At 71.8% G+C, this 9,441-nt stretch carries 10 protein-coding genes; 7 read left to right on the top strand and 3 right to left on the bottom strand.

Going from position 1 to position 9,441, the window contains the following annotated elements:
* Window positions 1-27: 27 nt before the first annotated feature.
* From ABT116_RS35450 to ABT116_RS35440, 3 genes are all read left to right on the top strand, one after another.
* The gene (locus ABT116_RS35450; protein ID WP_351642599.1) at window positions 28-1,344 is read left to right on the top strand and encodes a C39 family peptidase; all 1,317 of its coding nucleotides are present in this window, start codon (window positions 28-30) and stop codon (window positions 1,342-1,344) included.
* 91 nt (window positions 1,345-1,435) lie between these two features.
* Window positions 1,436-1,576 (top strand): SCO1431 family membrane protein, encoded by a 141-nt coding sequence (locus ABT116_RS35445; protein ID WP_351642595.1) that lies wholly within the window; start codon window positions 1,436-1,438, stop codon window positions 1,574-1,576.
* A gap of 75 nt (window positions 1,577-1,651) precedes the next feature.
* Entirely contained in the window at window positions 1,652-2,308 is a 657-nt protein-coding gene (locus tag ABT116_RS35440) for a TetR/AcrR family transcriptional regulator (protein ID WP_351642588.1), read from the top strand.
* 45 nt (window positions 2,309-2,353) lie between these two features.
* Here ABT116_RS35440 and ABT116_RS35435 read toward each other — a convergent pair whose 3' ends face one another.
* The gene (locus ABT116_RS35435) at window positions 2,354-3,616 is read right to left on the bottom strand and encodes a glycoside hydrolase family 18 protein (RefSeq protein ID WP_351642582.1); all 1,263 of its coding nucleotides are present in this window, start codon (window positions 3,614-3,616) and stop codon (window positions 2,354-2,356) included.
* Between the two features lie 330 nt (window positions 3,617-3,946).
* Here ABT116_RS35435 and ABT116_RS35430 point away from each other — a divergent pair, with 330 nt between their 5' ends.
* Window positions 3,947-5,119, top strand: a complete 1,173-nt coding sequence (locus tag ABT116_RS35430; protein WP_351642580.1) for an acyl-CoA dehydrogenase family protein — start codon at window positions 3,947-3,949, stop codon at window positions 5,117-5,119.
* Here ABT116_RS35430 and ABT116_RS50995 read toward each other — a convergent pair.
* Complete coding sequence (locus ABT116_RS50995) at window positions 5,082-5,330, bottom strand: hypothetical protein (protein WP_502983989.1); 249 nt, start codon at window positions 5,328-5,330, stop codon at window positions 5,082-5,084. The two genes, ABT116_RS35430 and ABT116_RS50995, sit on opposite strands and share 38 nt — an antisense overlap.
* A gap of 207 nt (window positions 5,331-5,537) precedes the next feature.
* Window positions 5,538-5,969, bottom strand: coding sequence for a hypothetical protein (locus ABT116_RS35425; protein WP_351642577.1), 432 nt, complete (start codon window positions 5,967-5,969; stop codon window positions 5,538-5,540).
* A gap of 269 nt (window positions 5,970-6,238) precedes the next feature.
* On the opposite strand from ABT116_RS35425, the gene ABT116_RS35420 reads away from it, so the two are divergent.
* The 3 genes from ABT116_RS35420 to ABT116_RS35410 all read left to right on the top strand — a co-directional run.
* Window positions 6,239-6,679 carry an Lrp/AsnC family transcriptional regulator gene (locus ABT116_RS35420; protein WP_004002750.1) on the top strand — a complete coding sequence of 147 codons (441 nt, stop codon included), beginning with the start codon at window positions 6,239-6,241 and terminating at the stop codon, window positions 6,677-6,679.
* A 96-nt stretch (window positions 6,680-6,775) separates the two neighbouring features.
* Entirely contained in the window at window positions 6,776-8,377 is a 1,602-nt protein-coding gene (locus tag ABT116_RS35415) for an amidohydrolase (protein WP_351642575.1), read from the top strand.
* A 534-nt stretch (window positions 8,378-8,911) separates the two neighbouring features.
* On the top strand, window positions 8,912-9,441 hold a 530-nt coding region (locus ABT116_RS35410; RefSeq protein WP_351642572.1), incomplete at its 3' end, for a glycosyltransferase.

Raw genomic sequence — 9,441 nt, 5'->3', positions numbered from 1 at the left:
GGCGTGCGTGCACACCAGCCCCACCCGATGGCGCGCGGCGACCTCCGCCAGCCCTGGATCGACCCCGCCCCACGCGTCGTCACCGCAGACCCCGCCCGGACGGTCCCGGCCCGTACCGTCGACAACAGGTTCTGGGTCTCGTACGGCGACTGGTCCGGCGGCACGGCGAAGGGCACCCGGGCCGTCGCGGGCGCCCGCCCGGGCGTGGTCATCGCCAAGCCCGCCGGGACGGTCGACTACACGGACCCGCACACCGGCATCAAGGCCGCCTGGGAGTACGCCACCTGGACGTCCCCCGTCCACCGGCTCGCCGTCCCGGCGACCGAGGCGATCGTCTCCTGGAACGCGCACACTCCGGCCGGCACCTGGATCCAGGCCGAGATCAAGGCCAACTACACCGACGGCTCCAGCACGCCCTGGTACGTGATGGGCCGCTGGGCGGCCGGCGACCGGGACATCCGGCGCACCTCGGTCGACGACCAGAGCGACGACAAGAGCACGGTCTGGACCGACACGCTGGCGATCGACGATCCGTCGACCGGCCTGCGCCTGGCCTCCTACCGGCTGCGCCTGACCCTTCACCGCAAGCCCGGCACCAAGGCCACCCCCACCGTGTGGCGGCTCGGCGCCATGGGCTCGGACGTGCCCGACCGCTTCACCGTCCCGCCGTCCGCACCCGGCCTCGCGAAGGAGCTGGCCGTCCCGCGCTACTCCCAGGAGATCCACAAGGGCCGGTACCCCGAGTACGACAACGGCGGCGAGGCCTGGTGCAGCCCGACCTCCTCCCAGATGATCATCGAGTACTGGGGCGGCCGGCTCACCGCCGGGCAACTGGCCTGGGTCGATCCCGCGTACGACGACCCGCAGGTGTGCCACGCGGCCCGCTTCACCTACGACCACCAGTACGCGGGCTGCGGCAACTGGCCCTTCAACGCCGCCTACGCGGCCACCTTCAAGGATCTCCAGGGCGTGGTCACCCGGCTCGGCTCGGTCACCGAACTGGAGACGCTGATCGCCGCGGGCATCCCGGCCATAACGTCCCAGTCGTTCCTGAAGGAGGAGCTGACCGGCGCCGGGTACGGCACCGCAGGGCACCTGATGACCGTCGTCGGCTTCACCGCCGACGGTGACGTGATCGCCAACGACCCCTTCTCGGCGACCAACGAGGCCGTGCGGCGCGTATACCGGCGGCGCGAGTGGGAGAACATCTGGCTCCGCACCAAGCGGTACAACGCCTCCGGCAAGGTCGTCTCGGGCACCGGCGGCGTCTGCTACCTGTACTTCCCGGCCCGCCCGAACGCGGCCCAGCGCACGGCCCTGGCGGCCGTGGGCGTACGGGTGTGACCGAGCTTACGGCCGCAAAAGCCGCCTCAGGTGGCAAGGTGGACGGAACTCCGGGGGGAATCCGTCCGCACCACCGACCCAGCGAGCAGCCATGACCGCACAGTCAGCCACCGCCCACCGCGCCCGCACCGGCGGCCCCCGGGACGACGGCCCGAAGATCGTCGAGCACCTCATGGGCTGGGTCCTCGTCGTGGTCGTCGCGATGCTCGTGACCCGGCTCGGGCTGCTGTGACCTGACCCACGGCCCGACGGTGAGGCCTGCCATACTGCGGAGGTCCCACCCCGCCCGTTGAGACCAGGGTCGAAATTGAATATCAGCCCCCAGCCTGCCGCGCGCCCCAGGGCCCGCGGCACCGAGCGCTCGATGGCGCGCCGTGCCGAACTCATCGCCATCGGGCGGAGGTTGTTCGCCGACACGTCGTACGACGCCCTGTCGATGGACGACATCGCCCGGCAGGCGCACGTCGCCAAGGGGCTGATCTACTACTACTTCCAGTCCAAGCGCGGCTACTACCTGGCCATCGTCCAGGACTCGGTCACCGAGCTGCTCACTCTCGCGGCGAGCGGTCTGGAACTGCCCCCGGTCGACCGGGCCCAGCGCACGATCGACAGCTATCTGCGCTACGCCGAGCACAACCAGGCCGCGTACCGCACGATCGTGAGCGGCGGCGTCGGCTTCGACACCGAGGTGCACGCCATCCGCGACGGCGTGCGCGAGGCCGTCGTGACCACCATCGCCGAGGGCGTGTACGGCCGCGTCGACATCACCCCGCTGGCGCGGATGGGCCTGCTGTCCTGGGTGTGCAGCGTCGAGGGCGCCACGCTCGAGTGGATCGACCGCCCCGAACTCCCCCGCGACACCATGTGCGAGCTGCTGGTGAAGACCCTCGGCGGCGCCCTGCGCGCGATCGAGGAACTCGACCCGGCCCACCCGGCCCCGCAGCCCGCGCGCCGGGGCCTGTGAAGGAGGGGCGGAGGGCCGCCGCGGACCCCCTGCCCTGTCCGTGCCCTACCTGATCGCCTTGATCAGCTCCCCGTTCGCCGTGTCGCCGCTCAGCTCCCAGAAGAACGTGCCGCCCAGGCCCTGCTGGTTCTTGTAGTTCATCTTGGTGCCGATGGTCGCCGGGGTGTCGTAACTCCACCAGTTGCCGCCGCACTTGGCGTACGCCGTGCCGGCCACCGTCCCCGTCGCCGGGCACGTGGCCTTGAGCACCTTGTAGTCCTCGATGCCCTGCTCGTAGGTGCCCGCCGCCGGGCCGGTGGCGGTGCCGCCGGGGGCCGCCTGGGTGACGCCGGTCCAGCCGCGGCCGTAGAAACCGATGCCGAGCAGCAGCTTCGAGGCGGGGATGCCGAGGCCCTTGAGCTTGGCGATGGTCGCCGAGCTGTGGTTGTCCGCCTTGGGGATGCCGGAGTACGAGGTCAGCGGGGAGTGCGGGGCCGTCGGTCCGGCGGCGTCCCAGGCGCCGAAGAAGTCGTACGTCATCGGGTTGTACCAGTCGACGTACCGGGCGGCGCCCGCGTAGTCCGCCGCGTCGATCTTGCCGCCCGGGGTGGCGTCGGCGGTGATCGCCGCGGTGACGAGGTTCCTCGTGCCGAATGTGGCCCGCAGCGCCTGCATCAGGTTGCGGAAGGCCGCCTTGCCGCTGGTGTCACAGGTGGCGCCGCAGGTGTTCGGGTACTCCCAGTCGATGTCGATGCCGTCGAAGACGTCGGCCCACTTTGAGTTCTCGACGAGGTCGTAGCAGGACTGGGCGAAGGCGGCCGGGTTCTTCGCGGCCTCGCCGAAGCCGCCCGACCAGGTCCAGCCGCCGAAGGACCACAGGACCTTGAGGTTCGGGTGTTTCTGCTTCAGCTTGCGCAGCTGGTTGAAGTTGCCGCGCAGCGGCTGGTCCCAGGTGTCGGCCTTGCCGTCGACGGACTCGGCGGCGGTGTAGGCCCGGTCGGTGGCGGCGTAGCCGTCGCCCATGGCGCACTTGCCGCCGGTGACGTTGCCGAAGGCGTAGTTGATGTGGGTGAGCCTGCCGCCCGACCCGGACGTCTCGATGTTCTTGACGTGGTACTTGCGGTCGTAGGTGCCCCATTCGGTGAAGTACCCGATGACCTTGGAGCCGGCGGCCCTGGCGCCGGGAGCGGGCTTCGCGCTTGCGGCGGCCTCCTGAGCCGAGGTCGCCGCGGTGGCGGAGGTGCCCGCGGCCAGCAGGCCGGCGCCGAGGACGGCGCAACAGGCCGCGGACACGATGGCCCGGAAGCGGGAACGGTGGGGGGTGTGCATCCGGTGTCTCCTCGTGGGGAGAGGGAACGCGCGCCGATTGGCATGAACGCGGTGAATCGGTGGAGCGAAACAGTAGGAGGACTAGACCAGTTGGGTCAATGGTTCGGACCAATTCCCCGCCTCTGATGCGCGCGGCCTATTCTTGAAGTAAGCGGTCGTTAACTGGTGACGGGATGCCTCCGATCGGGCATACTCACAGCGCACAGCCGCTGGTCAGCAGCTTCCGAGACCCGGGACTGCAAGCATCGGCCAGGCACCAGAACGACCCGGCGGCGCCGCCCCCACCCATGGGCCCGTCCGCCAGTGCCCGACAGGGAGGAGAGCGTCGCCATGCCCGACCGCGCCCCGCAGCCGGTGGACCGACAACTGCCCACGGAGGAGGCCCGGGACCTGATCTCGCTCGTGCGCGACATCGCGCAGCAGGAGATCACCCCGAAGGCGGCCGAGGAGGAGGACGCAGGCCGCTTCCCGCGCGAGCTGTTCACGCTGCTCTCCCGCTCCGGACTGCTCGGCCTGCCGTACGACTCCGAGTACGGCGGTGGCGACCAGCCCTACGAGGTGTACCTCCAGGTCCTGGAGGAGCTGGCCGCCGCCCGCCTCACCGTCGGCCTCGGCGTCAGCGTGCACTCCCTGGCCTCCTACGCCCTCGCCGCCTACGGCACCAAGGAGCAGCAGGTCGAGCACCTGCCGGCGATGCTCGGGGGCGGTCTGCTCGGTGCCTACTGCCTCTCCGAGCCGCACTCCGGATCGGACGCGGCCGCCCTGCGCACCAAGGCCGTGCGGGACGGCGGCGACTGGGTGATCACCGGCACCAAGGCCTGGATCACCCACGGCGGGATCGCCGACTTCTACACCGTCATGGCCCGCACCGGTGAGGAGGGGCCGCGCGGGATCACGGCCTTCCTGGTGCCGGGCGACGCGGAGGGCCTGAGCGCCGCAGTGCCCGAGAAGAAGATGGGCATGAAGGGCTCGCCCACCGCGCAGGTGCACTTCGACGGCGTCCGCGTGTCCGACGACCGGCGCATCGGCGAGGAGGGGCAGGGCTTCGCGATCGCCCTGTCGTCGCTCGACTCGGGGCGGCTCGGCATCTCGGCGTGCGCGATCGGCGTGGCGCAGGCCGCGCTCGACGAGGCGGTGGCCTACGCGGCCGAGCGGCGCCAGTTCGGCAAGCCGATCGCCGACTTCCAGGGGCTGCGGTTCATGCTCGCCGACATGGCGACGCAGATCGAGGCGGGCCGTGCGCTCTACCTCGCGGCGGCACGGCTGAAGGACGCCGGCCGGCCGTTCGCCAGGCAGGCCGCCATGGCCAAGCTGCACTGCACCGACACGGCGATGCGGGTCACCACCGACGCCGTGCAGATTCTCGGCGGATACGGCTACACCGCCGACTTCCCGGCCGAGCGCTACATGCGCGAGGCCAAGGTGCTGCAGATCGTGGAGGGCACCAATCAGATCCAGCGGATGGTCATCGCCCGCCATCTCGTGGGTCCAGAGGGACGCTGAACTGGTCGAGGCCCCGCCACGGGGCCGCGAGCCGCATCCACTCCGGGTCGTGCCGACCCGGCAGGGTGCGGCCGTCCTCGGCCCAGGTCCGCATCAGGTCGCGGTAGATCGGCGGGTCCTGATAGCGGGGCGGAGCCGGCCGAACCGATTCTGCGGGCGGCGGGACGTACAGGAGGCGCTGACGCCCGGTCGCTGAGGAGATGGGGGTCATACCAGGGCAACGCGGCAGAGCGCGGACAGGTCACCGGGGCGTGGAATCGGGCGTGCGTTCAGAGGCGTCCGGGGCCCCGCGCGCACCGGTCACGTCGAGCCGGCCGGCGCCGCGGGCCGGGACGCACCGAACCCGCACCACGGCGGTCTGCCGAAGTCGTGGTGCGGGGCAGTTGCGTAGCGGAAGCGGCGGGCGGAAGGCCCGTGCTCAGGCCGCGCGACGCATGACGGGGACCCTGATCGGGCGTGAGCCCGGGCCGCCGACGTGCGAGAAGGGCTGGGTCCGCCAGTCGAGGCCCTGAGGGAGCGTCAACAGCAGCGCGGTGTCCTGCTCCTGAGGTTCCACGGACTCGTCCGCGGCGCGGGCGTCCGTGGCCCTGCGGCCGGTTCCGGCGCAGACCGTGAGTCCGAAGGGGTTCCACGGCGAGGCGCACAGCGCGTGCTCCGGCAGAACCTCCTCGTCCGCCAGCAGGGCGATGGGCTGCGCGCAGTCCGGGCAGACGACCCGGAACATCTCGAACGTGTCGTAGGCGTCGAGTTCGTCGTCGAAGGCGTCGGGTTCGACGCCCTCCGGCTCGGGCTCGACGACGAGCTGCTGCCGCTTGGGTGCGGTGCGACCAGGGCGCTTAAGACTCTGCATTGGGTTCTCCCCCTCGGACTGGGCCGTAACAGGCACTGCGGCCTCGGCCACAGCAAGCACTTCCCGTCGCCCCTGGGCGGTAATCACGAGAACATTACGGAGACTGTTCGAGGCCTGTGGCGTTCGTCACATGCCCGGTGCAGGTGTCCACTGCGGCGCATTTGTCCCCCGGACGGCTGACAGACGGCTTCCGGCCACATCACGAACCGGGCATGACCTGGGCTGCTCAGGTATCCGAGGAGATCAACCGCCCTGTAGGTTCTTGCGCCATGGAGGAGCTGGACCGACAGATCGTGCAGCTGCTCGTCAAGGACGGGCGGATGAGCTACACCGACCTGGGCAAGGCCACGGGGCTGTCCACGTCGGCCGTGCATCAGCGGGTGCGGCGGCTGGAGCAGCGGGGCGTCATCCGGGGCTATGCCGCGGTCGTCGACCCCGAGGCCGTCGGGCTGCCGATGACGGCGTTCATCTCGGTGAAACCGTTCGATCCCAGTGCGCCGGACGACATCGCGGACCGGCTGGCCGGCGTGCCCGAGATCGAGGCCTGCCACAGCGTCGCCGGCGACGAGAACTACATCCTGAAGGTGCGGGTGGCGACGCCGCACGAGCTGGAGGAGCTGCTCGCGCGGCTGCGGTCGCTGGCGGGGGTGTCGACGCGGACGACGGTGGTGTTGTCCACGCCGTACGAGGCGCGGCCGCCGAGGATCTGACGGGTGGTTCTGCGGGTGCGGGTTGTGGGTGGCTGATCGCGCGGTTCCCCGCGCCCCTTGCGGGGCGTTGAAGTGGGGCCTGTGAGACTGTGCTCCATGAGTCAGTCCAGTGCGCCGCCGAAGACCGTTCTCCTTCGCCGTGGTGAGGTCCACAGCCCCGCCGATCCCTTCGCCACCGCCATGGTCGTGGAGCGCGGGCAGGTCGCCTGGGTGGGGTCCGAGGGGGCCGCTGACGCCTTTGCGGACGGGGTCGACGAGGTCGTCGATCTCGACGGAGCGCTGGTCACTCCGGCGTTCACGGACGCGCACGTGCACACCACTGCCACCGGGCTCGCACTCACCGGGCTCGATCTGTCCGGCGCCCCCTCCCTCGAAGCGGCCCTCGTCCTCGTACGGGACTTCGCCGCCGCGCGTCCCGACGACCGCGTCCTGCTCGGGCACGGGTGGGACGCCGCCCGCTGGCCCGGAGGCCGGCCCCCGACGCGGGCCGAACTCGACGAGGCCACCGGGCACCGGCCCCTCTACCTCAGCCGGATCGACGTCCACTCGGCGGTCGTGAGCTCTGCCCTGCTCGACCTCGTGCCCGATGTCACCCGCGAGGACGGTCCGCTCACCGCGGACGCCCATCACGCCGTGCGGGGCGCGGCGTTCGCAGCCGTGACGCCGCAGCAGCGCACGCAGGCGCAGCGCGCCGCGCTCGCGCACGCCGTCTCGCTCGGGATCGGCACGCTCCACGAGTGCGCGGGGCCGGAGATCTCCTCGGAGGACGACTTCAGCGGCCTGCTGCGCCTCGCGGGCGAGCAGCCCGGGCCGCGGGTCGTCGGCTACTGGGCCGAGCAGGATGTCGCCAAGGCGCGGGAGCTGGGCGCGGCCGGCGCCGCGGGGGACCTGTTCGTCGACGGCGCCCTCGGCTCGCACACGGCCTGTCTGCACCAGCCGTACGCCGACGCCGCGCACACCGGCATCGCCTACCTGGACGCCGACGCGGTCGCGACGCACGTCGTGGCGTGCACCGAGGCGGGTCTGCAGGCCGGTTTCCACGCCATCGGCGACGCGGCCGTGGACGCCGTGGTGGAGGGTGTGCGCGCCGCCGCCGAGAAGCTCGGGCTCGGCCGGATCCGGGCCGCCCGGCACCGCGTCGAGCACGCCGAGATGCTCACTCCGGAGAGTGTCGCCGCCTTCGCCGAACTCGGCCTCACGGCATCCGTGCAGCCCGCGTTCGACGCCCTGTGGGGTGGCGAGGAGGGGATGTACGCGCAGCGCCTGGGTGCTGAGCGGGCCCGTGGTCTGAACCCCTTCGCGGCCCTGCTGCGCGCCGGCGTCCCGCTCGCCTTCGGCTCCGACAGCCCGGTCACCCCGCTCGACCCGTGGGGCACGGTCCGGGCCGCCGCCTTCCACCGCACGCCGGAGCACCGTGTCTCCGTGCGCGCCGCGTTCACGGCGCACACGCGCGGCGGCTGGCGGGCCGTGGGACGGGACGACGCGGGCGTTCTGGTCCCGGGTGCCCCCGCCGACTACGCCGTCTGGCGCACCGGCGAACTCGTCGTCCAGGCCCCGGACGACCGCGTCGCCCGCTGGTCGACGGACCCCCGCTCCGGCACCCCGGGTCTTCCCGACCTCACTCCGGGCCATGACCTGCCCGTCTGTCTGCGCACCGTCGTGGGCGGACGCACGGTCTTCGTACGGCCGGGTGAGTGATCTACGGGGGTGGCGCGCATGAAGTCGTGCGCCGACCCCCCGTCGCGCGACCTGCGTATCCTCGGCGCTGACCAGGGCTTTGCCGCGAGATGCGCAGGTCAAACGGCTGTTGACAGGCGGCCGCAGGAGGCCGGTAGGTTCGGCCGAGTCCACCACCGGACGCCCGACCGGGGACTGTCCGAGAACTCGCCGCGGCGCCGCCGGGTCAGGGACGGTGTGCCGCACCGGGGCACCGTCACTGGGAGCCAGGCTCAGGCCGGCGCAGCGCCGAGGGAACGTTCCGGCCGGTCGGGGAGGTGCGACCCGGGTGGGGCCCGCGCGCTCAGTAGACAACGGCTTTCGGTCGATCCGCAGCCAGCGGATCCCAGGTCGGCCCGAAGGGCGCCGGGCCCCCATCCGCCGCACGCGCGCACCCGGAGGCACGCTCTTACCTCCGTCTTCCGGATTCGACACCACGATTCGAACGTCCTGTCACGTCATCGCAGGCGGGGCCCACTATGGTGGACCTCTGCGTATGAACATGAAGGGGCAGTAGTGAACGACGGCGACGGAACCCTCGCGGCAGAAGCCCGGGTGAGGAAGTTCGGCCCGCTCGGCACGGCCTTGGTGATCATCCCGACCTACAACGAGGCGGAGAACATCAAGAGCATCGTCGGCCGGGTACGCGAGGCCGTCCCCGAGGCGCACGTGCTCGTGGCCGACGACAACAGCCCGGACGGCACGGGCAAGCTGGCCGACGAGCTGACCGTCGAGGACGACCACGTCCACGTGCTGCACCGCAAGGGCAAGGAGGGCTTGGGCGCCGCCTACCTCGCCGGTTTCCGCTGGGGCCTGGAGCGCGGCTACGGCGTGCTGATCGAGATGGACGCCGACGGCTCCCACCAGCCCGAGGAACTGCCCCGTCTGCTCACCGCCCTCAAGAGCGCCGACCTGGTGCTGGGATCGCGCTGGGTGCCGGGCGGCCGGGTGGCCCACAGCCAGGCCAGGGCGCCCTGGGCGGGCGTACGGCCCTCGCTGGTGAGGACGTCCCTGAGGGCATCCACGCGGGCGAGCCACTCCGGGTC

Source organism: Streptomyces sp. NPDC002130 (assembly GCF_040296465.1).
Taxonomy (GTDB): Bacteria; Actinomycetota; Actinomycetes; order Streptomycetales; family Streptomycetaceae; genus Streptomyces.
Note: the sequence above shows the minus strand (reverse complement) of the source record. Positions and strands in the feature narration are given on the sequence as shown.